This window comes from Bacillus sp. ME78 (assembly GCF_903970865.1).
Taxonomy (GTDB): Bacteria; Bacillota; Bacilli; order Bacillales; family Bacillaceae_G; genus Bacillus_A; species Bacillus_A cereus.
The window spans coordinates 1-24840 of the sequence record NZ_CAJCKK010000028.1 but is presented as its reverse complement, the minus strand read 5'-3'; the positions used below and the strand labels follow the sequence as shown (position 1 = coordinate 24840).

Here is a 24840-nt window from a genome sequence, read left to right as displayed (position 1 = left end):
CTTTTGCAGCAGAATAATACGATTTAAAGTTTGATTTTCTTAATACATATAATACACTAGAACAGTACGAAAAAGTATGTACAATAAACTTTGAATGTAAAGGAAGATTATTATGTCAGTTATTGATAAATTGAAACTTAATAAGTATACAAATATGGTCGTTATTAACGAACCAAGCGATTATGACATTTTTACAGGTAAAGAAACTGCATTCTCAAAAGAACACGATGCTATCTTTATATTTGTAGAAACGCTTGATGAAATGGTGAAACAAACGAATTTTATTATTAGTAATGAAGAATTACTAATTGAAAAAGGTTACGTATTCTTCGCATATCCGAAAAAAGGTAATGCTCGTTATAGTACGTTTATTCACCGTGATGAGATGTTTCCGGCATTAAACGTTGGAGAAGATGGTTATGTGGGAGAAAGCGATATTAAATTTGCACGAATGGTAAGTATGGATGAAGTCTTTACTGTTGTAGGTTTAAAACGTGAAAAGAAAAAAACAACGAAAACATCTGCTATGAGTCAATGTGTTGCCGATTATGCAGATCGAATTAAAGATGTTGAAGCATTATTAACAAATCACCCGAATGAACTTAAGTTTTATCAAAGTTTAACGCCTGGATATCAGAAAGATTGGGCACGTAATCTTTTTTCTGTAAAACAAGAAAAAACACGTGAAAAACGTCTAGAGAAAATGATAGAGATCCTTTCACAAGGCTATAAAACAATTGAATTATTCCGTAAGAAGAAAAAATAATGATTAAGAAAGTCACAATGCTGCAACAATTAATTGTGATGAGTGCATTGAAAAAAGCATTCCTTCCATTATACTAAGGAATGTTCTTATATTTATATAATTAGCAAAAGAGAAAAGGTGTTTGAAATGAAATCGTATATTGTAGTTGGATCTGGAATTTTAGGAGCGTCTACTGCTTATCATCTTGCTAAGGCAGGTGCGAATGTTACTATCGTGGATCGCCAACAATTAGGGCAAGCAACTGATGCAGGAGCAGGTATTGTATGTCCATGGCTATCACAGCGTCGTAATAAAGCATGGTATAAAATCGTTAAAGGCGGTGCACGTTACTATTCTTCGTTAATTCAGCAATTAGAAGAAGACGGTGAAACTGACACAGGATATAATCGTGTAGGTGCAATTAGTTTACATACTGACGAGAAAAAGTTAGATCAAATGGAAGAGCGAGCTTATAAACGACGTGAAGATGCCCCAGAGATTGGTGAAATAACTCGCTTATCAGCTGAAGAAACAAAAAAATTATTCCCAGCATTATCAGACGAATATAGTTCTGTTCATATTAGTGGTGCTGCACGAGTGAATGGAAGATTATTACGCAATGCATTAATAAGTGCTGCGAAAAAACATGGTGCAACTTTTATAAAAGGCGATGCCATATTAGTCCGTGAAGGAAATCATATTACTGGAGTTACAGTAAACGATGAAACAATTTTAGCAGAAAAGGTTATTGTAACTGCAGGCGCATGGGCGAATGAAATCTTGAACCCATTAGGAATTAATTTCTTAGTTACATTCCAAAAAGGACAAATTGTTCATCTGCAAATTGAAAATACAGCAACAGAAAATATGCCAGTTGTTATGCCACCGAACGATCAATATATTTTAACGTTTGACAATGGTCATGTCGTAATTGGTGCAACACATGAGAATGATACTGGTTTCGATCATCGTGTAACAGCAGGTGGTTTACATGAAGTATTCCATAAGGCATTAGCAGTTGCACCTGGCTTAGAAAATGCTACAATGCTTGAAACGAGAGTTGGATTCAGACCATTCACACCAGGATTCTTACCTGTTATCGGGCCACTACCTAACTTTGAAGGAATTCTCGTTGCGAATGGATTAGGGGCTTCGGGTTTAACAGCTGGTCCATACTTAGGAGCGGAACTTGCTAAACTAGCGCTCGGACAACCGATTGAATTAGATTTAAATGATTATGACGTTGCTGGCGCAATTGAATAATATGGAGTACTGCTAACATTTATGAAAAACCATGCTAAACAAATTCGACAGAGAATAAGTAGTTTTTCCTCTGTTAAGAGTAAGCATGTTTATGAAAAATAAAATTATTTAAAAATAGAGGGCCGACATTATAAACCTGCATTAATAATGTAGAATTGTGATGTTGGCTCTTTATTCATATTGCTTTAAAACTTATTTTCGAGAGGAGGTTAAGTAATGAGAGCGCCATATCAAGTATTGATATTTCCTTATATAAAAACTGCCGATTCTATTCAATATGCCATTTTTAACCGAAGTGATTATGGTTATTGGCAAGGAATAGCTGGTGGCGGAGAAGACGGTGAGATTCCTATTGAATCAGCAAAACGGGAAGCATTTGAAGAGGCTGGTATTACAAGAGAATGTCCATATATACAATTAGATTCGGTGTCTTCACTATCAGTAGAAGATGTAGTTGGAGGATTCCTTTGGGGAGAAGAGGTTTATGTAATAAAAGAATTTTCTTTTGGAGTTAAAGTCCCTACAAAAAACATATCATTATCTAAAGAACACTTCAATTATAAATGGTTATGCTTTGAGGAAGCAGTAACGTTTTTGAAATGGGATAGCAACAAAACAGCATTGTGGGAATTAAACAAAAGACTATTAAAACAATAAAAGTTTTAGCTAACAAAGATAGTATTGGAACAAGAATGGAACCATTAACAAACCTTTGCTACACTTCTAAACAATGTTTTAGATTATAAAATAGAGTAATATAGATTTTGTATAGGTAATTTACTAAGAGAACTTGTACTAAGAAAAGCCCTATACAGTTGACTCTGAAAAAATGAAAATAGTTAGAAATATTTTTATATCGTACGGTTTTTGGCTATGAATAACGGAATAGATATTAAGTATTCAACAGTTTAAATAAAACGAGTTAGCTTTTTATTTTAAGAAGAAAGATGACTCGTTTTATGCTAAAATTCGCTTAGTGTATATTTTCGTTAAAATGTGGGTGGGCCCCCTTTTAGCAAAACCGGAGTGGGAATGATGAGTATAAATAGTTTTGTGGGATTGATAAAGGACGAATTATTAAAAGAGGTAAGTATAAGAAGTGAGGATGAATTCGAGCCTGTAGTAGTTAAAGATATTCCTAGACTTTGGAAGTGTTTAGGAACAGGTAATTATGCCGCAGTATTCATGCACAAAGAATACAAAGATTGGGTAGTGAAAGTTTACGTGCGAGAAGGAGAAGGAATTGAAAAAGAGTCAGAAGTATACCGAAGAATTGGAGATCATCCTTCTTATTCAAAGCTTATATATAAAGGAGAAAATTTCATAGTATTGAAACGTTTAAAAGAAATTACCTTATACGATGCTATTCATAAGGGAATTAAAATTCCTAAGCAAGTAATACTTGATATTAATGAGGCTTTAGAGTATGCGAGGGAACAAGGGTTAACTCCTTGTGATGTTCACGGGAAAAATGTGATGATGGAAAAAGGAAGGGGATATGTAGTCGATGTATCTGATTTCTTAAAAACAAAAGAAGATAGTAAGTGGAGAGACCTAGAAAAGGCATATTTCACCTTTTATTTTCCTTTCATTTATAAATTGCCTTTCCCCGTTAAAATACCGTATTTTATGTTAAACATTGTTAGACGTTCGTACAGAAAATATAAGAAGCTTAAAAAGAACTTCAAATTATAAAAGGATCACATATGTTCCTGAAAACGATTTGAATTCACATAAATAACTTTAGAAAAATTTAAAATTTTGTTTAGAGGCTACTTCAAGACCTTAGCTTGCTGGGCATATGGTGCTACCTCAAAATATAAAAAGATTAGGAGTGAATCCTAATCTTTTTATTTATACATATTTTTGTTATGAATATCACTATTAATTCCAAAACGGGATATTTTGAATAAATGAAACCGTCAAAATAAGTGTTGATACGGAACCAGCAGTTACTAAAGTTACTATTTTTCGTCCATTCTGTTCTTTTGAAGGTTTTATAAGTTCTGTAATTAACACAATCCATATTATGATAGAGATTATTGAAATAATATTTATAGACATATGTAACACATCCCTTCTTGTTTTCACATAAATATTTCTTCTTTTATAAAATAAAAGCAATTTAACAAGAAAATATGTAACGCATTACAAATCAATATTTTCCTGTTAAACCACCTTTTTTAAATAGAAATACGACTGATAAAACGATAACAACAGCCTTCAAACTTCCCCAATATGGATAAATAGCATGATCTGTTAGACTAGCATATTGAAAAATATTCTCTAAACCGAAAATTCCTATCATGACTGCTAAAATGAATGAAGCTGATCCATACGTCCCGTTATGATAGAGGGTAAATAAATAGACTGCGAAAATTAGTGGTAAGATGATTTGTAGTACGATTATCATAGTTCGTCCCCCATATTATTTATAATTATATTATATACAAAATTGTAATAAAAAGGAATACGACTTATTTGATACTAACAGAACTACTCTAATCATATTCTTCTATAAAAAGAAGAAAAAGGGGTGTACAGTTAATTGACAAAAGTTAAAGTTAGTTTACGACCCATTGTTCATAATATAAATTTACCAACCGTATTGAAAACAACAATACTTCCAGGCGAATCGACTGAAAGACTATTTATCGCAACCCAATTAGGAGAGATTTTTTACATAGTGAATGGAGTTATAAAGATATTTTTAGATATTCGTCACCTAATTATTAAATTAGGTACATTTGAAGAAGGTGTTTCTAGTAGCGGTTATGATGAACGCGGATTGCTAGGACTTGCGTTCCATCCACAATTTTATCAAAATAGGTTATTTTATCTACATTATTCAGTAGCCGGAACTCAAGGGCCAGGTGCACTTTCTGAACAATTTAAACCGAATCCTTGTGACCCTAAAACATTAAATTTAAAGTGGGTTAATAGAAATACGCAATATGATCACATTGATACTGTGGAAGAATGGACTTTACAACCTAATGGTCAAGCTCAAAAGCGACGAACATTACTGAATGTAAGAAGACCATTTTTTAATCATAACGGAGTCAATAGTTTAAACTTTTCACCTGAGACTGGAAAACTTGTTTTTACAAATGGAGATGGCGGATCAGGTTATGATCCATTTAACTTAAGCCAAGATGATTTAGAAATAGCAGGTAAAATAATTGAAATCGATGTAAGTAAAAATACATTTATAAATAACCCTCCTGTAGTTACACGCTTCGATGAACTTCCTTTATCTATACAAGAAACACTTACAGTAATTGCAAAAGGAGTACGTAATATAACCGGCATTTCATTTCAAAGGTTTTATAATCAATATATCAAATACGCCGGAAATGTCGGACAAGATATTGTAGAGTCTATTTTTTCATTTGTTCAATATAAACCTATACCGGTTACAGAACTTGTTCAAATGCATTTTATGAGGCTCACTCCCAATCAAGATGGGTTTATCAATTTTGGTTGGAGAGGATGGGAAGGGGATTTACCTACTTCTTTTATACGGCATTGTTCCGAAAATCAGACTTTGGATGAAAGAACAATGACTTATTATGATGAAACAATACAAACTTCAGCGAGGCGTATTCTGCCTCTACTTAGTTATTTTCATCAAGATTCCAGACCCGATAAGTTTGGAGGAACTTCCCTTACAGGAGTTCAGCCATATATGGGAAATGCAATTCCAAATTTAACAGGTAGCGTAGTGTTTACTGACCTTGCTAAGAAAGAAGATTCTCGACCGCCAGTTAAAGGTGTTTTAGCATATACTAGAGCAGGTACAGACGGTAAACATGCTGATTTTCATGCTATTGAAACCAATTATGATTTTGGTACGCAAGCAGCTTATTATATGAGTTTAGGAACAAATTTGAATCAAACTAAATTATATTTAGGAGTTTACGGTTCTATGAAAGTAACTGATTTTAATAAAGGTACCATTTTTGAAATTATCCCTTAATACGATACAAATTATCAGTCTAAAAATATAATATAAGGAATTCATTCTGTTCCCAAAACGCACGACTTAACTTATCCCCCTAAAAATCTTCAATGTATGAGCATCTATTAACTTGCAGAAAGTAACTCATAAACCGTATGTGTACGAATAATATAGAAAGTAATGAATGAGGTATCTTTAGGGGGTATTTTAATGAATCGGTTTGTACGTTATTGGTATCAACTGATGATAGAGCATGATACAAGCTTTGTTCATAAAAGGAAATTGTCCCTTGCGAATAAATTAGTACTTACAGCTTTGATGAGTGCATTGGCTACCATGTTTCAAGCAGCGGGGAACTTAATTCCTGGTATAGGTTTGCTCATTAGTCCATTTTCGACATTACCGATTTTTTTTGCTATTTTCTATTCTATTCGTGAGGGAATACTTTCTTATATTCTTACTATTCTTCTATTATTTATTATTGAGCCCAGTGAACTAATTGTTTTTCCTTTTACTACAGGCTTATTAGGTCTAGCCTTAGGGGTATCCTTTTTAAAATTAAAGAAAAGAATTTGGATTGTTTCTTTTTCAGCAACTTGTCTACTTATAGGTATTATGATCGTTCTCGATGTTTTCCGCTTTCCGGTACTTGGTCCTGCTGTTCATACAACTATGGATATAAAAATTATTTTATTGATATTTATACTGAGCTTTCTATACTGCTGGATTTATGCAGGTTTTTGCAGAATAATGATGAATAGATTATGTAAAGTGTTGTATTGACAATGGCATAATGAAGATTGGAGAATGCATTCATGACTAACGTTGCAGTTAGAAGACCGAATTTGAATGATGTAGATGAACTATATTTATTTTTCCGTATCGTTATTACGAATACATACAAAAATGAAGGATTGTCACAATTATTGGATGACATAGAAAATGAAATTAACTCAAAAAAGCGGTATTTGAAAAGTGATTTTGAAAGTAACGGAGAAAGTCGTTACTTTTTATTAGCGATTGATACAAATAACGATAAAATCATTGGAACAATTGAAGTTGGTCCAGCAAGTACATTGATTAATAGTTGTACAGGTGGTGTACTTAAGGATTTGTATGAAATAGGAACTGTATTTATACTTCCAGAGTATCAAAGAAAGGGTATCGGGAGTTTACTGCTACATACAATGTTTCTTACGTTACTTAGCAGAGGAATAACAGAATTCTGTTTAGATAGTGGATACAGAAAAGCGCAAAGTATATGGACAAAGAAGTTTGGAGAGCCTAGTTATGTACTGAAAGATTATTGGGGAGAATCAAGTGATCATATGATTTGGAAGAAGAGTTTACATGATACACCTATAATATTTGAATTATAAAATGAAATATACCTATGAACGTAGCTTTTCTTACATATGTATGCTATTATTTATCTTTATAATAAAAGAGGACGTGAATGAACTTGATTAAAATTAGTATCCCTGAAGTTGATGTTACAATTACTGAACGTAAACAAGTTATTAAAGGAGACGAGCCAATCATTACTCCAATTAATGGATTTATCGATTTCCACTTGTTCCCTAGAGATAAAGGCGGCATTTTTATGTTTTACAATATTAATGACGAACTACTTTTCGTAGGTAAAGCTCGTAAAATTAGACAACGTATTAAGAAGCATTTTGAAGATAATGTTTCACCAATTAAAAATCACCGTGATGAAGTATACCGCATTGATGCATGTATCGTAGAAGATCCAACAGAAAGAGAAATTTACGAAACGTATATCATTAATGAATACAAAGCGAAATATAACGTTGATAAAGTATTCTACAAATAATCAACATTAATAAAAAACAATCCTAGCTAATATGCCAGGATTGTTTTTTATTTAGATTTATTCTTCATATCTTTCTCCTTTTTTCAAATGATTAGCCACAATAAAACAGAATATCCCTATAAATATAAGTACAATACCAAGCGTTTTATGTTTTCCCTCAAAGAAAGGAATATCTGAAATAACATTTGTCATACATAGTCCTAAAAATACAAGGATAGGGCCCATCCAAAGTAATACATTACCGAATTTTGTGTGCTTCCACATAATAACCCTCCTTAATTCTCTTTACATATATATCCATAAACGAAAAGTAAATTCATAGAGAAATATAGTTTTTTTCATATCGAAAATTTAACCCTCATATATTGGTACAAGCAAAAGAGAAAGGAGACCATCATGAATTGGTTAGAAGCTTTCATATTAGGTATAATTCAAGGTTTAACAGAATTTTTACCAATCAGTAGTACCGGACATCTTTATTTAGGAAGGCATTTATTTCAATTAGATGAAGCAGGCTTATTTTTAGATACGATGTTGCATATTGGGACTTTACTTGCAGTGTTTATTTATTACAAAAAAGAATTTATATATTTAATTAAAAACCCATTTTCAAAGCTCATGTTATTACTTATTGTTGGGACGATACCTGCAGTTGTTATTGGTTTATTGTTTAAAGACTTCTTTGAAGATATTTCAAAAACAGGAATCACGATCGGTTGGGAGTTTTTAGTGACCGGATTCTTTCTCTACATGGCAGATAAACAAAAGAATGGTCGTAAAAAAATGGGTGACATAACATATAAAGACGCATTAATTATCGGTTCATTTCAAGCTGCTGCTATTTTTCCAGCCATTTCCCGTTCTGGAATGACAATTGTCGCTGCATTATGGAGAAAATTAGACCGTGAAACTGCTGCTTACTTTTCTTTTTTACTGTCGACACCAGCTATTGTTGGAGCTATCATTTTGCAATTTGCAGACGTTTTTCAAGGGAAAGCAGAATCTATTTCTAGTACATCTTTAATTGTCGGAACGTTATCAGCAGCGTTTTTTGGATACATAGCCGTTTCATGGATGATTCAATATTTAAAACATCACTCCTTAAAAGTATTCGCGTATTACGTATGGGGATTAGGTATTTTAATTTTAACGTTGCAATTTACTGATGTATTTTAAGTATAATGATAAAGAAGTTAATTAGTTTAAGATCCTGTTTCATTCATACAAGGCAGGATCTCTTTTTATTAAGGGGGAAAATATGTTTAATAAGGCTATCGTTATTGGTGGAAGTATGGCAGGAAAGTTTGCAGCAAAAGCATTATCAACTTTTTTTAAAGAAGTAATCATTTTAGAAGTCGGTGAAAAATGGGATGGAAAAGCTTCAAGAAAAAGAGTTCCACAAAGTAATCATCCTCACGTGTTATTAAAAGGTGGAGAAAAAGCAATTGAAGAATTGTTTCCTACTATTACGAATGAATTAATAGAAGCGGGTAGTATTATAAACAACTTTACACGTGATTTGAAATGGCATCAATTCGGTCTATGGAAACAACCGTTCATAGGGGAAGTACATATGATTCAACAAAGTCGTCCTTTACTAGAATGGCATATTCAAAAACGAATACATCAGATTTCAAATATTACTATTAAATATGAAACATTGGTTAAAGGGTTATTGGTAGATGAAAAGCTTAACAAAGTGTGTGGAGTAAAAGTTAAATATTTAGAGACAGACATACAAGAAGAAGTTCATGCAGACCTTGTAGTTGATGCGAGTGGATTTGGCTCAAAAAGTATAGAGTGGTTACGAGAATACGAAATTGAAGTACAAGAAGAGAAAATTCGTATTGATTTATTTTACGCAACGAAAATGTTCAAACTTAAAGAAAATGAGAAATTAGACTGTTGCAATGTGCTAATGTCTCCGAGTTTCCCTGATAACCCTTATGGCGTTCTTATTCAAACGATAGAAGATAATCGTTATTTTGTTACTTTCAGTGGATACGCAAACGAGAAAGCACCACAAACAGATGATGAGTTTTATGATTTTGCTGAAAACCTATCAATTTCTAATGTTACAGACTTCCTAAACAAGGCTGAGGGAATTACTGATATAAAGACATACAAAATTCCCTATCAAGTACGCCGGCGATTTGATTTAGTGAATAATGTACCAGAAGGCTTATTAGTTGTTGGAGATGCGCAATGTCGTTTTGATCCCGTTTTCGGCCAAGGCGTATCAGTTGCTGCTATGGAGGCTCACCAGTTGCAATTACTTCTGCAAGGTAGAAAACAACTTGATAAAACATTTACACAACAATTTTATAAAAAGGCAGCTAATATAATAGAAACCCCATGGGATATGACAACAACGGAAATATCACGTCATCCGCAACTAAAGAGAGAATTAACTACAAAACAAAAATTTCAGCTATGGTATACGAAACAAATATATCGACTATCCGCAAGTAATTCTGATGTTTATATTCGGTTAGTACGAGTGATGAATTTAATTCGTAGTCCATTTCATCTTTTTCATCCGAAAGTGCTACTATCTGTATTACTTAATCGAAAGTAATAGCAGGAATATAATTGATTAAAAAAGAATGTATAACAGTTAGTAAATCTAGAAGGAGAATACGGGATGGAAATATACATAGAGCAACTAAAGAAACAAGATGCTAAGGATTTATTTACGTTTGAACTTACGAATAAATATTTTTTTGAAACAATGGTACCAAATCGTGGCTCAAAATATTTTGAATTTGAATATTTCCAAAAACTACTAGACGATTTATTAATAGAACAAGCAGATGGAGATTCTTATTTTTATTTAATTCGTAATGAAGAAAAAGAAATTGTAGGGCGAATTAATTTAGTAGATATAGATACGGAAACTCGAATTAGTTCTCTAGGGTATCGGGTCGGAGAAAAATTTACTAAAAAAGGAGTTGCTACAGCAGCCGTAAAATTAATTTTAGATGTAGCGAAAAAGAATGAAATTACTGAAGTTCATGCTAAAACAACTACTAATAATCTCGCATCACAAATTGTACTAGAAAAAAGCGGATTTTCTTCTTATCAAAACGAATCAGATATAACATCTGTAGAATTAAATGGAGAACATGTGAAGTTTGTACACTATATTTGGAGAAATACTTCGCGCTTATAATAAGGAGGACTTATTCATGAATGATTTACGTTATCCAATTGGCCAATTTACATACAAACGTCCTATAACTGAAGAAATGATTGATACATGGATTCAAGAAATTGAAGATTTACCTCATGAACTAACAAAGGCAATTAAAGATTTAGATCAGAAGCAGTTAGATACACCATATCGCGTTGGAGGGTGGACTGTCCGTCAAGTTGTTCATCACGTTGTTGATAGCCATATGAATAGCTACATACGCTTTAAATTAGCACTGACAGAAAAGAATCCAACTATTAAGCCGTATAAAGAAGAGAAGTGGGCAGAGTTACCCGATTCAAAATTACCGGTAGATGTTTCACTAGTAATGCTAGATTCATTACATAAAAGATGGGTTAACCTTTTATATTCTCTAGAAATTGAAGATTTAGAAAAGACATTTAACCATCCTGAAACTGGTGAAACAAAACTTGCTGTTGCAATAGGACTATATGCATGGCATGGTCGTCATCATACCGCTCATATTACCTCGTTAAGAAAGCGACTTAATTGGTAACATGGAGATTACATTAGAGAAGGCGACAGAAAGTGATGCAGAAGTTATATTTCAAATGCAAATAGACTCATTTAGCCCTTTATTACATTAATATAAAGACTATGAAACAAATCCAGCAAATGAAACTATCGAAAAAAATATTTGTAGAATAAATCATGTAGACGGTGGCTTCTATAAAATAATAGTGGCAATGAATCTTGTTGGAGCGATATGCATTTCACAAAAAGAAACACCCTCTAAATTTTGGATCAGTCCAATGTTTATTCACCCGAGTTATCAAGGAAAAGGAATTGCCCAAAAGGTACTTACATTAATTGAGGAAATGTTTCCTGAAGCAACGAGCTGGGAACTTGCTACTATTTTAGAAGAAGAGAAAAATTGTTTTTTGTATGAAAAGATGGAGTATAAAAGAACAGAAGTTATAAAGAAATTAAATGATGAAACTACACTTATTTATTACAAAAAAGAAAGGTAAAGCATATAAAATACGCTTTACCTTTTTATGTTATTTTAGATTAAAAATACAAAAATAATGTATGTTCTTCCAAAATACTCGGATTAGTAATTTTAAAAATGAATAAAAATACAAAAACCACTACTTTGTCGTAAAGGTTACTAACGCTTTTTGAATGCTTAAAATACTATCGTCACCTTTAAATTCTTTCGTAATTGGATCCTCCATACTAGACACCCAAATTTTAAGTTCTGCATCTAAATCAAAATGCCCAGCCGTTTCGATGCTATATTGTGTAATACTTTTATAAGGAATAGAATGGTATTCTGTTTTTTTGCCAGTTACTCCTTGTTTATCTACTAAAATAAGACGACGATTTGTAAATACGATTAAATCACGAATTAATTTATAAGCATGCTCTACTTTTTCATCGTCTAGCATAATCTTCTCTAAATCACGTTCTACACTTTCAGAACTCGTATTTGATGCATTTCCTAAAATACCGCTAAATAAACCCATATTAAATTCCTCCTTTAATATATGTGGAATGAATTACTTATATTGTAACATGTTACTCACAAAGATATTATGACATTACTTTAGTAGTTTCTGGTTATTGTTGTAATTAGTTTATATAACCTCATCTTAAAATCTTATGCTAATATGAAATTAAGAAAAAAGAAGCAGAGGGATATAGCATGAAGAATATAGGTTTAGTATTAGAAGGCGGAGGAATGAAAGGTTTATATACTGCAGGTGTACTCGAATATTTCATGGAAAAGAACTTATTCTTTCCGTATGTAGTCGGCGTATCAGCTGGAGCCTGTATGGGAGCAACTTATTTATCACGTCAAAAAGGGAGAAATAAGAAAGTAAATACAGAGCTAGTAGCAGATCACCGTTATATATCTTATCGAAATTTGATTCGAAAACGCGAATTATTCGGAATGGATTTTTTATTTGATGAAGTACCTAATAAAATTGTACCATTTGATTTTCAAACTTTCTTAAAATGTAATGAACAGTTTGTCATAGGGACGACTGATTGCGAATCAGGACAAGCCATTTATTATAATAAAGCAGAACACGGAAATGATATTTTAAAAATCATTCGCGCCTCAAGCTCTGTACCGTTTATAGCACCTGCTGTAGAATATAATAATCGAAAATTATTAGATGGAGGGATTATAGACCCTATACCAGTTTTGAAAGCCCAAAAGGATGGTTATGAAAAGAACGTTGTCATTATGACAAAGCCAGAAGGATATGAGAAGCAGCGAAATAAATTTTCAGGCCTGGCTAAAATTTTATATAGAAAATATCCGAAAATCGCAGAGAATTTAGTAGACCATTATCGTTTTTATAATGAGACGATATCTTATATGAATCGAGAAGAACAAAAAGATAATTTTTATGTAATTCAACCAAGTGTACAGCTTCCTATAAGCGGAATAGAAAGAAATAAGGAAAAGCTCGTTAATCTATATAATCTTGGGTATATAGATGCTCAATATCATTATGAAAACTTATTAAATTGGATAGGGAAATAAAGGGGTGGAAAGTTGAAGTTAGGAAAACGAATTATTTTTAAGGAATTGCAGAAAATGCATAGTCCACTTCATAAACCGTTTCCTTATCGTGCTACAGCAAAATTGCAGCGAGACTTAAAAAGTAAATTTACCGAAGATGACTGTATAAACGCTGATTTTAATCATTATTGGATGCATACAGCAGCTACTTTAAATTCTGTACTAAATGGAAACGAACAGAACATTACGTTTCAACAAATAAAGTGGTTAAGAAAATCGTTTTTTGAGTGGTTTCCGCAATATCGTTTTCTAGAAACAGAAATTGTGAATTATCCCATTTTGTATAGAGATTTCATAAGTTATGAGAAGACCAGGAAGCTATTACTTTATTACCTTACTGAATAAAAGCGAAAACGTACAGGTTACATTACTTGTACGTTTTTTTGTTCATAAAACATTCAATATTAACAACTAGTTTATATAGGAATTCTAATGAGAAGAAAGAAGTACATATAATAGAATGATACAGGGGAGGAGAGAGGAATAGCTGTTTTACTTTAAGTTATTGTCCAACTCGAATACAGTTAGTTATTTATGTTAAAATATTTCGAGTGAAATCAAGCTTTTAAGGATTTCATTAAACATTAAACAAAACAAGTTAGCAACGTAGAAGGGATAACATTAACATGAAAAACGTATCAAATATAGATAAAGTAGAATCAATAAAATCTTTACAGTCAACAATTAGTAAACTTGAAAATGCCTTATCACAGATGACTCAAAAAGGATCAAATACTACTTTAGTGAAAAAAAGACTCAAAGCAGCTAGTATCGGCTTAGCTATGTTAGAAAGTGTTTGGAAGCAAGAAACTCATTATTATACTCAGGAAGATTTAGCAGAAGCTCGTAATGTTCTAATTGGTTTGCTTCCATCAATTGAAAAGATTTACGTTAAGTCAAAGCTTGGGAGTCCTCAAAGAACGCTTTTAGAAAGAAGAATAAAATCATTAGAACTTTCTATTCAGGCAATTGATTATTTTTCTAATAAATAACTTCGCTAAACAAATAACTTACGACTACTTTTATATAGGGATTCTAATGAAAAAAACTACATATAGAATACTACAAAGGAGGAGAGGTGACTACAATAATCAGTCCTAAGTTAGAGAAGCTTAAAAATTAATTAAAGAATGGAAACAAAAAAGCTCTTTATACTTTTTCGCATGAAATAAAGTCAAATCACACGCCACTAATAGAACAATGCCCTGCAGATAATCAGTATAAGCTTATAACGTATATATGGTTAGGGGATCAAAACACTGAAAACGTTTATGTATTCGGTAGTTTTCCTGGTTGGGATTTGTCTGTAAATCAATTACAACGATTGTTACAGACAGATATTTGGTATGTAACGTTTAGGACGGATAAGAGTTTTATTTCAACGTACTATTTTTCAGTAAACGATGTTTTCGAAAATGATTGGATAAAGCGTAGTGAACAGTACGAAATAGACCAATTTAATCGAAATACATTTGGAGAAGGTACCAATAAAGCGTCTGTGTTAAACATAGGAATGGAGGTGCAATATAGCATTCGTTTTCCTTCAAATGATTATCCATCCGGAAAGATTGAAACATATTCTTTTTATAGTTCGATTTTAAATAACACACGCAAAATTCATATTTATACGCCTCATGATTATTCTCACACTTCACATCTTCAAGAACTTCTCATTGTATTTGATGGGAATTCATTCATTAATGACCTTTCAATCACAAAAACACTTAATTATTTAATTTACGAAAAAGAAATCCCATCGTGTATTGCTGTTGCTATAGATCCTGTCGATCGATTAGAAGAGCTAACTTATAACGATAAAATGAATGCATTTTTAACGAAGGAATTACTTCCGTGGATTCAAGCTAAGTATCACGTTTATCAAGAAAAGAATCATATAACAATTGCTGGTTTCAGTCTTGGTGGCTTAGCAGCTTTTTATGCAGCACTTCAAAATCCACATATTTTCGGAAATGTGTTGTCACTGTCTGAATCCGTACATTGGAAAAAGGATAATTATGAAAATACAATTCCTTGGATTGAAAATCAAATTTCATCAATATATTCTAATGCGACTCATCTACATTCTTACATAGCAGTAGGTGAACTCGAAAACGAACCTCTTTTAACGGCTAATAGACGGCTATATAAAGCTTTAGAAGAAAAGAAACGCCCAAACCACTTACGAAGAGTTTCAAGGCGGACATGATAGCGTATGGTGGCGAGAAAAGCTATTCGATGGATTAAGGGCATTAGAATTTACAAAAACGACATTAGAAAATAAAAAGGAGAGAGAATCTATGAATCAAGAAGAACTAGATAAAAAACTAAAAAAACAAGAGATTTTAGTAAAAGATGAGAAAGTTTGGTCTTATACGTATGAGGATCATATTAGTTCTATCGTTAAACAAGCAGAACAGAAAGGAGCTTTTGATAATTTACCTGGTAAAGGGAAACCTCTTAATCTTGATAAAGATCTTTCTTACAATCCTGAAAAGCAACTTTATAGAACTTTAGCAAATAATCATGTTTTACCTAGGTGGATTGAGCTTTCAAAAGAAATTGATGATTTAAAAGAAAAACTAAAAGAAAATACAAATACTGCAGAAGCAGCGGACTTAATTCGAACTATTAATAAAAAGGTTTTAGAACATAATCTACTTTGTCCACCAAGCGCGCAAAAAATGAGGGTGAAAATGGATTTTTAACGATTTTCAATTAAGCTATCGCTTGCTATATAATTAAGTTAGGCATTTTCAATTCATTACTAAAGGGAGGCAAATGTAGTGAAGAATACGTATCAACTTCAAATTCCGAAAGAACTAGAACAGTATCGTAGTATTTTAGAAGAAAGTGTGAAACCGTATGTTAAAGTGTCTGGAACGCAAGCAGAGACAACGCTTTTTGAAAGTAAGTTTGGTGGATATCCGTATTTACCTATAGATCAAGAGCATCCTAAAGACTCAAACGGACAACCTATGATGTTACTTGCGCAGTTAAACCTTGAAGAAATACCAAACATTGAACATATGCCTCAACATGGAATGTTACAGTTTTTCATAAGTGCTGAAGAAGATCTTTTTGGAGCAGATTTTGATCATCCCACAAGCCAAAAAGACTTTCGAATTGTTTATCATTCTACAATCACAGCGGATTTAACTAAGGTGATTACTGATTTTAGTTATTTAAACACTTTAGATTTAGAGAATTTTATCATACCCAAAGCAGCAAAACTAAAGTTTGAGTTGGCATATCAACCAGTAACACCAAGAGATTATCGATTTGAAATGATTTTTAGTGATAACATTGATTGGGAAGAAATTGTTGATGAAGAAAATAATACAGAATTAAGCGAACTGTATGATGATTTATGTAAGGATCAAGGACATAAAATTGGTGGTTATCCATTTTTCACACAGACAGATCCAAGGGAATGGGAAGAAAAATACCAGCAACATGACATATTATTGCTGCAAATCGATACAGACGATTCATTAAATATTATGTGGGGCGATTCTGGGGTTGCTAATTTCTTTATACGTAAGGAAGATTTGTTAAATCTAGATTTTTCCAATGTCATTTACAATTGGGATTGTTACTAGAAGATATAAATAAAATAATAGCAAACAAAAAATCTTCCTGAAGGTGAGGAGGATTTTTTTATGTTAAAAATAAGCGTTATGTTAACTAGAATAAAAAACAATGAGTGTAATGAAAGTCAAGTCTAAATAACAGAAATAACAACAAATAATGTAAAGATGTAAAACATGTGCAAATAGCAATAAATTCATTAAGTAAAACATAAAATAAAATTACTAATTTATATTTTGTATAGAAATAATTTTTCTGTATAAAAATTTCTTGCCAATCAAAAATGTTTTTAATTCGTTAAATCTTAAGCGATTATTGATTAAGATTTGCTGTGATGAATTTATAACAAATAAAAACGATAAAAACTGAAGAAATTTGTTTAGATAAGATTTCATGTGAATCTCACTAAAAATCTCTGTTTCGTCTCATTAAGTATAGTTTACTTGGTTTTTGATACCTGATATTACTTTGTTTCTACAACTGCCTATAATATATATTATGTTAACTAACTTTAAATAATAAACTTATTATATGTAAGTTAATTTTGTGATTAGCCTCCCCTCGTTTTTTTTTAATCATTCTGTGTGATGGATTGTTTAGTTGTTTGTTTTATAAGTTGTTGATGAAAATGTATCCAGATATAAATTATATTTAAGACAATAAAAAATGCAATTCGTTTTAACTGAACGCATTAAACGGATTGCATTGATATGATTCATAATAAGTTTTTAAAATTAGTTTGCTACAGCAATTGCTTCGATTTCAATTAAAAAGTTATCGTTAATTAACTTTCTAACTTCTACAGCTGAACTTGCTGGTGGATTTTTAGTATCAATGTATTGATCTCGTATATCTCTAACAGTGGCCATTTGAGAAATATCTGTTAGGAAAAATGTTAATTTTACTACATCATTAAATCTTAATTCCGAAGTTTCTAATGCACTTTTAATATTTTCGAAAACTTGTCGCGTTTGTGTAGCTAAATCACTAATGCCAACTATTTGACCATCAGTGTTAATCGCTACTTGTCCAGATATGTAAATTGTTCGTTTAGCGTTACTAACTTCCACTACATGTGAATATCCAAAAGTTGGTGGCATCGTTTCTGGATTGATAAATTTCTTTTGCAAGCTATCTCTCTCCTTTTTTATCAAGACAATTGTAAAATCTATGTATTTATTATATTCAATCAATAAAATTAAGAATCCTTTATGATTTAAAAATAAAAAACCTTAGAATAGCTATCTTCATACCTATTCTAAGATTTTTTAGGATTTTATATTTAGTTATCGCTAGTGGATATTGTTAAATTAATCTTTTCATAATCTCTTTTAAATTGATTATCATTTTTTAGCCAACGTTTGAAAGCCGATTCGCTTATTTCTAAATTTGAACAAGTTGTAGTATTACATTTATTTTTCATATATTCTTCAAGGAAATTTTGTTTTCTTTGTTTAACGGCAGTTTGAGTTTGTTTTAATTTTCGATCTTGTAATTGATCTAAACTCAGACTTTCTTTCTGAAACACTTCATATTTTCTATGCAAATAAATATCTTTGTCTTTATAAATCCAATTTGAAAATAGTTGTATTGATTTTCTTCCAGATAAAATAACGCGATAATGTTTGTTTTGATTTAGTAAATCGGCTCGTAAATTGCGATTTTGAAGAATTTGATGTAAAGAATTCATAAAGTTATATGATCCACCTACGAAATTAACTGTATAAGTTTCATACTTGACGTAACCATCCCCATCAAAATATCCACGAACAAAATGATGTAAATATTCTTCTGGTACTATAGGAAATTCAATGTTAAAAGATTTACATGGCATGATTCCGTGAATATTCATTAGATCGTCTTTTATTACTTTGCTATTAATGTTTAGCATATATACGCCTGTTTTTTTATTTCGATATAGTGGCTGGTTGGTGTTTAGTTCTTGTTTTATATCTTCTAAAATGTAATTTTCTTTTTGAGATATACTGACACATTGATTTTCTTTCTGTATAACACCATCTGCTGCTATAAACCCTAAAATATAAGCCATATTGTTTGACCACGTTTTAAAATAATCTTCTGTTATGTCATACTTTCTCTTCCAACTCCCTATAGCGCGCCTTGGTACGTTATTGTCTGATAAAACCATACGAATATACCTTGCAGACACATTAGCAAGCATAGCGATTTCTGAGGTGCTCTTCCCTTCAGTATACAAATGCATGATTTCAGATTTTGATAGTTTACATTTTGATTTCTTTTTTCGTTCTATGTGCACTTACATCCTCTCCTTCCTTTCTTTTATTAGAGACATATTTTCTTCTATAACATACAACAGAACATATGTTTTCTGTTGCGTATAAGAAGGAATTTACTAAATAAAAACAATTTACATGTACTTAATATTTGTCTTAGCTGCTGCTGTGCGATTTGTACTTTATAGATACAAATAATGAATTTGACGGATTTATGAAATACAAGGCATTTTAGATGAAAGGTAAAATAATATAGTTTAAACTACAAATAGCTACAATAACAACATACGTAAATTGTTAATCGTAAAAAGGAGAACGAATGAATAAGAAATATACAAATCAAATTCATACTGATATGAGTTTTAAACCGAAAGATATTATAAGTTTAATGACGGATTACTTTAAAATAAAATCAAAGCTGCGTCCTATAAAGGATTTGCCTATCGTTTTATCAAATAAAGATAATGAATCGTTAGAGAGTGTTACATGGTTTGGCCATTCTGCTTCTCTTTTGAAAATAGAAGGTAAAAAACTATTATTAGACCCTATGTTTGGAGATGCCTCTTCCCCATTTCCTTTGTTTAATAGTAAACGCTATAGTGGTACTTTTTCTTTAGAACGTGATGAACTTCAAGAAATTGATGCGATTATCATTTCTCATAATCACTATGATCATTTGAATTACAAAAGTATTATGCAGTTAAAAGATCGCGCAAAGCACTTTTATGTTCCAACTGGAGTTGCACAATATCTTATTAAATGGGGTGTTTCGCCTAGTAAAATTAGTGAGCATAATTGGTGGGACGAAATTACGTTTGATAATATTAAGTTAGTATGTGCGCCTGCAAGGCATTTCTCGGGACGTGGTATGACAGATAGAGATTGTTCATTATGGTGTTCATGGCTTATTCTTGGTCAAGAGACTAAAATTTTCTTTAGTGGTGATAGCGGTTATGCCCCTCACTTTAAGGAAATTGGTGATAAATACGGTCCATTCGATCTTACATTAATGGAATGCGGGCAATATGATTCGCGGTGGTCTGCTATTCATATGTTGCCTGAAGAAACGGTACAAGCTCATATTGATGTTAAAGGAGAATTACTTCTTCCAATTCACTGGGGTGCTTTTACGTTAGCATTACACGAATGGAGTGACCCGATAGAACGTGTTACGAAAGAAGCCAACCGTTTAGGTGTTAAAATTACAACGCCTCAAATTGGCGAATCTATTACGTTGAAATCTACAGACTATCCTAGGTATGCTTGGTGGCGAAAAGTCTAATTATAGTAAAAAGCGAATCTGTCTTATATAGAAGATTCGCTTTTTACTTATTGATTATAATGTATCGTTTACAAACTGATTAAACTTGTCTATTTCTTCAACGAATGGATTATGATTACTTTCTTCAAATTTAGTTAATGCTGCGTTCGGGATTAAATTTGCTATTTCACGAGAAAATATGTAGGGACATTGCGCATCATGCTTACCACAGTATATAAAACTTGGGATTTTTACGAATTTAAGTTTCTGACGAACATCATAATCTTTATATTCAACTTGTCTAAAATAATTTAACCGATTGCCAACTGTCTTTCCGCTATTCGGCAATTTTAATGCCTCTTCAAGCTTTTCTTCAGAATAAAAAGACATAAGTGCCCACTCTCTACTTAATGCTTTTCTTTCTTCTTGTACTATACTATCATCATTTAATGTATTCATAATTGATACGATTCTATTAAATTTTTCATTTTTACTACAGTATATACTATCTTTATGGGATGCATATTCCATACTCGCCGCTGCGCCACCAACAATTATTTTCGTTAAACTTTCTTGTGCTTCAGTCGCATATACAAGAGCTAACATCCCTCCTGTTGAATGACCAGCAAATCCCCACTTATTAATATATAAAGCTTCCCGAATCGCTTCTAAATCTTTAACCGTTTCCGTCATACTAAATTCGGAATCGCTATTTGCTAAATCTGAATTCCCACAACCCTTTAAATTAACTAAATATACGCTATAAAAATCAGTGAATGGGTTTGCAAAAGTATTTCCATTATTGTTATATTCACTATACATATGTGTAACGCATAAAGGCGGCCCTTCTCCCTTCACAAAATACTCAAATTTCCCTCTAGTAGTTTTGATAATATTTGTTTTCCACATATTGAATCTCCTGTCTAAAATTTTTATTTCTATCTGCTTTTAGAAGTGAATTCATAAATAAAAATATTACTTTATTATATTGGATTTCCCACTATCTAAAACTCTATTTGTTGGTACACTGGACATTTCAACCACTGTATTCATACTCTTATCAGTCAGTTCAATGAGTTCGTTTTCATGTTTTATTTTATTTAAATCCCACACCATCCCATGAAATTCATTATGCTGACCACTTACCTGTATAATGCTTTTTGTTTTATTTGAAGGCTGTATTTGAAGATTTGTAAATTGATTCCCACTAATTTCATTTGGCGTAGTTACTTGACTATCCATATAAATCATTTTTACACAGTCTTCTAAAGAAAAGTTCATAAAACGATTGGCATTTATCCAAGCTTGTCCGGTGCTCGGTTTTTTTGCTACTAATTTTAGTCCGGTTTCCATTCCTACAATTTTAATGTTTTCGAAGTTAACAAACGAAATTTCATTTTCTTTTCCAGCAGAGTATAAAGAAATTCCGGTACCTTTATTCGTTTCCGTCCAATTAATAATATTTATATCTTTTATTTGCGTTTTGTTCCAAGTGTTATAATATTTATTTTTACCGTCTAAATAAATAACTTCAGAGTTAAATTTAGGATCGTCAATAGCTATATACGCTCCTTCAATGGATGCGTTTTTCTCTAGTTCTAGAACTCTAAAGTTTCCCTCAACCACAAATTGTGATCCATAACCAAATAATAATTTCACACCTTTTTTAACAGTGATTGGTGACGTGATTTTATACTTTTTATCATCAAGCAATACGGTTTTTATTTTACTAGACGCTGCTTTATTAATAGCAGATTGTATTTTTATTGAATCATTTGCCCCTTTAAAGTCTTCTACATACAAGTTAGTACTTTTAGCTGCATAGTCTTTTTTGTTGTATTGATAAAAAGCAAAAATAATTAAAACTATACCAATGAGTAAAACAATTACTTTCTTCATCGTACTCACCCCATATCGATTAATCTATGCTTTTATATTTAGGTTATTATTATTTTGCTTTGTATTTCAGATTACCATTGCTGCTTTGTCTATGATTGAATTATATTATGTAGGATTTAGTAAACTGTTTGCTATACTAATACATCATTCTTATAATGTATTAATTTATGATTTCATAAAACAAAAGTCTGCTTGTACCTAATGTAATCCCTTCCTCTATCCCTAATAAGCTCTTACTGGTGATATAAGATGTACTGCTGCAGATTGCTCTCCTGCTTCAATCAATATCGGTCTCATAGAACCACCAAAGCTTAAAGTAATCGTTTCTTCTTTTATTGCTCTTAAAGCATCAACCATAAAACGCCCATCGAAAGATATATTTAATTGTTTTTCACCTTGAATCGCATCTATTTGTTGCGTTTCGGATATTTGCCCAATTTGAGAAGCGTTTGAAGAAATTTTAATTGTAGATTCGTTTATGATTTCTAAGTTAACATTGTTATTGGCCCATTCACTTGCTAATAAACTTGATCGGTCTACACCTTGTAATATCTTTTTTCTATCTATGTTAATAATCGTTTTAAAGTCGTTCGGAATAAGATTAGAAATATTAGGATATTTACCTTCGATTAGTCTTGAATATAATGTAGTTGTTCCGAGCGTAAATATAATATGACTCTCTGAAAGATAGATATATACGAATTCTGAATTGCTGTTCATTAATTTTAGAAGTTCACTAATGGTTGCGCTTGGTACAATACAATTTGCTTTTACATCTGAGGAAAGCAATGTTTCACGTATCGCTAGTCTATGTGAGTCAGTTGCAGCACAAATTAACTTATTATTAGATAACTCTATATGCACCCCAGTAAGAACAGGTCTAGATTCATTTTTCGCTACCGCAAAGACTGTTTGTTTAAATACTTCAATCAATTGCTCTGTCTCTACTTTGATTTCTGCATGATTGTCTATAAGCGGTACATTCGGAAACTCATCTGCAGGAAATCCATTTAAACTTAATGTGATTTCTTCTGATTGTATCGTAATTAATTGCTCATTCTTACTTTTTATTGCTATATCACTTGGCATTTTCTTTATTATTTCAATGAAATACTTTGCAGGTACAACAATAGTTCCTGCCTTTAAAATAGTTGCAATCTTTTCGTCTTCAATTGAAACAGGAATGAATTTTTCGATAAAAATATTCGAGTTACTTGCGATTAAAGTAATTCCAGATTGATCTGCAGTTATTTTTATACCAGATAATATAGGAATTAAAGATTTTGTTGATATTGCTTTACTTACTTCTGAAAGTGCTTGAGTGAATTGTTTGTGATTAACGATAAACTCCATGTTTTCCCCGCCTTACATGAGATAATATTTTTATGAAGATTGATGAACGATTGTTCCGTTAAAAAAATAAGGTACTGTTTCTTTCTTTTGTAATAAATCTAGTAAATGTTCTGGTATGCGTAAATACGGTGCTGCTATATGTAATTCCATCCAAGTAATCTCTTCGATTTCTTTTGGTCTTGATATATATGTCTCCCCGCCAATTATTTCGCCTAGAAAATTAAAGAAAATTGCATGATGATCTCTTTCCTCAAAAAAGGCTTCGCTGATAGGACAAATCCCGTTTACATTTATATGTAACCCTGTTTCTTCTTTTACTTCTCGAATTACTGCTTCTTCTAACGTTTCTCCTAATTTAACTGCGCCACCTGGTAATGTATAATAAGAACCATTTTCCCCTTTGTTTTTTACCATTAAGATCTTTTCGTTTGTTTTATCGTATAAAAGTGCATATGTAACATTTACTTTTTTCATATGTACCTCCTCTATTTTTAATAAAAGGAATTTTCTGTCTTCTATTCATTTTACCATTAACTCCTTTTAATATATATAAGTTAGTTAAGTCTTGCCTTTACCAGTATTGGTGGAATTAATAAGAATAGGCTACTGATATAAAAAAAGAACGTACCTTAGGAAGATTATCCAAAGTACGTTCTTGCAGTTTTAGAATAAAAATTGATTCAATTAATACTGAAATTAATAATAACCTCGCCCTTATTGCATGTGTATTCCAAATACTAATGTTAACAAATTCTATATACTTTTTAGCCGTTTTTCTAAATAATAATGATTATGTCCTTTCGGATGATCTTCACTTACTCCGATTACTTTATATCCATGCTTCTTATAAAAATCAGGTGCCTGAAAACTAAAAGTATCTAAATTGATTAACCTGCACTCTTTTACAATTGCAAACTCTTCAATA

29 protein-coding genes and 2 pseudogenes are annotated in these 24840 nt (G+C 31.7%); 20 read left to right on the top strand and 11 right to left on the bottom strand.

What is annotated here, in order from left to right; translation table 11 throughout:
• Window positions 1-112 precede the first annotated feature (112 nt).
• The 4 genes from H6481_RS22875 to H6481_RS22860 all read left to right on the top strand — a co-directional run bounded on the left by H6481_RS22875 (window position 113) and on the right by H6481_RS22860 (window position 3703).
• Complete coding sequence (locus H6481_RS22875) at window positions 113-766, top strand: YdeI/OmpD-associated family protein (RefSeq protein ID WP_000110846.1); 654 nt, start codon at window positions 113-115, stop codon at window positions 764-766.
• 126 nt (window positions 767-892) lie between these two features.
• Window positions 893-2008 (top strand): FAD-dependent oxidoreductase, encoded by a 1116-nt coding sequence (locus H6481_RS22870; RefSeq protein WP_000844382.1) that lies wholly within the window; start codon window positions 893-895, stop codon window positions 2006-2008.
• A gap of 216 nt (window positions 2009-2224) precedes the next feature.
• Window positions 2225-2665: an NUDIX pyrophosphatase gene (locus H6481_RS22865; protein ID WP_001202588.1), complete on the top strand. Its 441-nt coding sequence runs from the start codon at window positions 2225-2227 to the stop codon at window positions 2663-2665.
• Window positions 2666-3043: 378 nt separating this feature from the next.
• Window positions 3044-3703, top strand: a complete 660-nt coding sequence (locus tag H6481_RS22860; RefSeq protein WP_000026522.1) for a serine/threonine protein kinase — start codon at window positions 3044-3046, stop codon at window positions 3701-3703.
• A gap of 189 nt (window positions 3704-3892) precedes the next feature.
• On the opposite strand, the gene H6481_RS22855 is transcribed toward H6481_RS22860, so the two are convergent.
• Complete coding sequence (locus tag H6481_RS22855) at window positions 3893-4072, bottom strand: hypothetical protein (protein ID WP_000026312.1); 180 nt, start codon at window positions 4070-4072, stop codon at window positions 3893-3895.
• A 91-nt stretch (window positions 4073-4163) separates the two neighbouring features.
• On the bottom strand, window positions 4164-4421 hold the full coding sequence (locus tag H6481_RS22850; protein ID WP_000587696.1) for a hypothetical protein: 258 nt from the start codon (window positions 4419-4421) through the stop codon (window positions 4164-4166).
• A gap of 135 nt (window positions 4422-4556) precedes the next feature.
• On the opposite strand from H6481_RS22850, the gene H6481_RS22845 reads away from it, so the two are divergent.
• From H6481_RS22845 to H6481_RS22830, 4 genes are all read left to right on the top strand, one after another.
• Window positions 4557-5987, top strand: coding sequence for a PQQ-dependent sugar dehydrogenase (locus H6481_RS22845; RefSeq protein WP_182813286.1), 1431 nt, complete (start codon window positions 4557-4559; stop codon window positions 5985-5987).
• Between the two features lie 192 nt (window positions 5988-6179).
• Window positions 6180-6752 carry a hypothetical protein gene (locus H6481_RS22840; RefSeq protein ID WP_001079231.1) on the top strand — a complete coding sequence of 191 codons (573 nt, stop codon included), beginning with the start codon at window positions 6180-6182 and terminating at the stop codon, window positions 6750-6752.
• Window positions 6753-6784: 32 nt separating this feature from the next.
• Window positions 6785-7348, top strand: coding sequence for a GNAT family N-acetyltransferase (locus H6481_RS22835; RefSeq protein ID WP_000185964.1), 564 nt, complete (start codon window positions 6785-6787; stop codon window positions 7346-7348).
• 77 nt (window positions 7349-7425) lie between these two features.
• The gene (locus H6481_RS22830) at window positions 7426-7806 is read left to right on the top strand and encodes a nucleotide excision repair endonuclease (RefSeq protein WP_001048947.1); all 381 of its coding nucleotides are present in this window, start codon (window positions 7426-7428) and stop codon (window positions 7804-7806) included.
• A gap of 57 nt (window positions 7807-7863) precedes the next feature.
• Here H6481_RS22830 and H6481_RS22825 read toward each other — a convergent pair whose 3' ends face one another.
• On the bottom strand, window positions 7864-8070 hold the full coding sequence (locus H6481_RS22825; protein WP_000265470.1) for a hypothetical protein: 207 nt from the start codon (window positions 8068-8070) through the stop codon (window positions 7864-7866).
• A gap of 132 nt (window positions 8071-8202) precedes the next feature.
• Between H6481_RS22825 and H6481_RS22820 the strand changes: the two genes are divergently transcribed.
• From H6481_RS22820 to H6481_RS22800, 5 genes and pseudogenes are all read left to right on the top strand, one after another.
• Window positions 8203-8982, top strand: coding sequence for an undecaprenyl-diphosphate phosphatase (locus tag H6481_RS22820; RefSeq protein WP_088020209.1), 780 nt, complete (start codon window positions 8203-8205; stop codon window positions 8980-8982).
• An 82-nt stretch (window positions 8983-9064) separates the two neighbouring features.
• The gene (locus tag H6481_RS22815) at window positions 9065-10384 is read left to right on the top strand and encodes an FAD-dependent monooxygenase (protein WP_182813285.1); all 1320 of its coding nucleotides are present in this window, start codon (window positions 9065-9067) and stop codon (window positions 10382-10384) included.
• A gap of 66 nt (window positions 10385-10450) precedes the next feature.
• A complete protein-coding gene (locus tag H6481_RS22810; protein ID WP_000409246.1) occupies window positions 10451-10978 on the top strand; it encodes a GNAT family N-acetyltransferase in 528 nt (175 codons plus the stop codon).
• A gap of 16 nt (window positions 10979-10994) precedes the next feature.
• A complete protein-coding gene (locus H6481_RS22805; protein ID WP_000999062.1) occupies window positions 10995-11516 on the top strand; it encodes a YfiT family bacillithiol transferase in 522 nt (173 codons plus the stop codon).
• A gap of 1 nt (window position 11517) precedes the next feature.
• A pseudogene (locus tag H6481_RS22800) lies at window positions 11518-11991 on the top strand (GNAT family N-acetyltransferase).
• 120 nt (window positions 11992-12111) lie between these two features.
• Here the strand turns inward: H6481_RS22800 and H6481_RS22795 are convergent.
• Entirely contained in the window at window positions 12112-12489 is a 378-nt protein-coding gene (locus tag H6481_RS22795; protein ID WP_000522472.1) for a PH domain-containing protein, read from the bottom strand.
• A gap of 179 nt (window positions 12490-12668) precedes the next feature.
• Here H6481_RS22795 and H6481_RS22790 point away from each other — a divergent pair, with 179 nt between their 5' ends.
• The 6 genes from H6481_RS22790 to H6481_RS22770 all read left to right on the top strand — a co-directional run bounded on the left by H6481_RS22790 (window position 12669) and on the right by H6481_RS22770 (window position 17158).
• Window positions 12669-13520 (top strand): patatin family protein, encoded by an 852-nt coding sequence (locus H6481_RS22790; protein ID WP_023522107.1) that lies wholly within the window; start codon window positions 12669-12671, stop codon window positions 13518-13520.
• A gap of 12 nt (window positions 13521-13532) precedes the next feature.
• Window positions 13533-13904: a YxiJ-like family protein gene (locus tag H6481_RS22785; RefSeq protein ID WP_000765936.1), complete on the top strand. Its 372-nt coding sequence runs from the start codon at window positions 13533-13535 to the stop codon at window positions 13902-13904.
• A gap of 281 nt (window positions 13905-14185) precedes the next feature.
• Window positions 14186-14551 (top strand): hypothetical protein, encoded by a 366-nt coding sequence (locus H6481_RS22780; RefSeq protein WP_023522106.1) that lies wholly within the window; start codon window positions 14186-14188, stop codon window positions 14549-14551.
• A 176-nt stretch (window positions 14552-14727) separates the two neighbouring features.
• Window positions 14728-15765, top strand: a complete 1038-nt coding sequence (locus H6481_RS28980; protein WP_346655888.1) for an alpha/beta hydrolase-fold protein — start codon at window positions 14728-14730, stop codon at window positions 15763-15765.
• Window positions 15766-15856: 91 nt separating this feature from the next.
• The gene (locus H6481_RS28975; RefSeq protein WP_001987779.1) at window positions 15857-16264 is read left to right on the top strand and encodes a DUF1992 domain-containing protein; all 408 of its coding nucleotides are present in this window, start codon (window positions 15857-15859) and stop codon (window positions 16262-16264) included.
• A gap of 78 nt (window positions 16265-16342) precedes the next feature.
• Complete coding sequence (locus H6481_RS22770) at window positions 16343-17158, top strand: YwqG family protein (protein ID WP_182813284.1); 816 nt, start codon at window positions 16343-16345, stop codon at window positions 17156-17158.
• A gap of 723 nt (window positions 17159-17881) precedes the next feature.
• Here the strand turns inward: H6481_RS22770 and H6481_RS22765 are convergent.
• Window positions 17882-18277, bottom strand: coding sequence for a RidA family protein (locus H6481_RS22765; RefSeq protein ID WP_182813309.1), 396 nt, complete (start codon window positions 18275-18277; stop codon window positions 17882-17884).
• Window positions 18278-18429: 152 nt separating this feature from the next.
• Window positions 18430-19425 carry an LAGLIDADG family homing endonuclease gene (locus H6481_RS22760; RefSeq protein WP_182813283.1) on the bottom strand — a complete coding sequence of 332 codons (996 nt, stop codon included), beginning with the start codon at window positions 19423-19425 and terminating at the stop codon, window positions 18430-18432.
• 296 nt (window positions 19426-19721) lie between these two features.
• Between H6481_RS22760 and H6481_RS22755 the strand changes: the two genes are divergently transcribed.
• On the top strand, window positions 19722-20684 hold the full coding sequence (locus H6481_RS22755; RefSeq protein WP_182813282.1) for an MBL fold metallo-hydrolase: 963 nt from the start codon (window positions 19722-19724) through the stop codon (window positions 20682-20684).
• A 54-nt stretch (window positions 20685-20738) separates the two neighbouring features.
• Here the strand turns inward: H6481_RS22755 and H6481_RS22750 are convergent, their stop codons facing one another.
• From H6481_RS22750 to H6481_RS22730, 5 genes and pseudogenes are all read right to left on the bottom strand, one after another.
• A complete protein-coding gene (locus tag H6481_RS22750; RefSeq protein WP_000266020.1) occupies window positions 20739-21572 on the bottom strand; it encodes an alpha/beta fold hydrolase in 834 nt (277 codons plus the stop codon).
• Window positions 21573-21638: 66 nt separating this feature from the next.
• On the bottom strand, window positions 21639-22562 hold the full coding sequence (locus H6481_RS22745) for a hypothetical protein (protein WP_153218013.1): 924 nt from the start codon (window positions 22560-22562) through the stop codon (window positions 21639-21641).
• A 222-nt stretch (window positions 22563-22784) separates the two neighbouring features.
• Window positions 22785-23915 carry a DNA polymerase III subunit beta gene (gene dnaN / locus H6481_RS22740; protein ID WP_000394489.1) on the bottom strand — a complete coding sequence of 377 codons (1131 nt, stop codon included), beginning with the start codon at window positions 23913-23915 and terminating at the stop codon, window positions 22785-22787.
• A gap of 30 nt (window positions 23916-23945) precedes the next feature.
• Entirely contained in the window at window positions 23946-24389 is a 444-nt protein-coding gene (locus tag H6481_RS22735) for an NUDIX hydrolase (RefSeq protein WP_182813280.1), read from the bottom strand.
• A 279-nt stretch (window positions 24390-24668) separates the two neighbouring features.
• A pseudogene (locus H6481_RS22730) lies at window positions 24669-24840 on the bottom strand (GNAT family N-acetyltransferase); the annotation flags it as partial.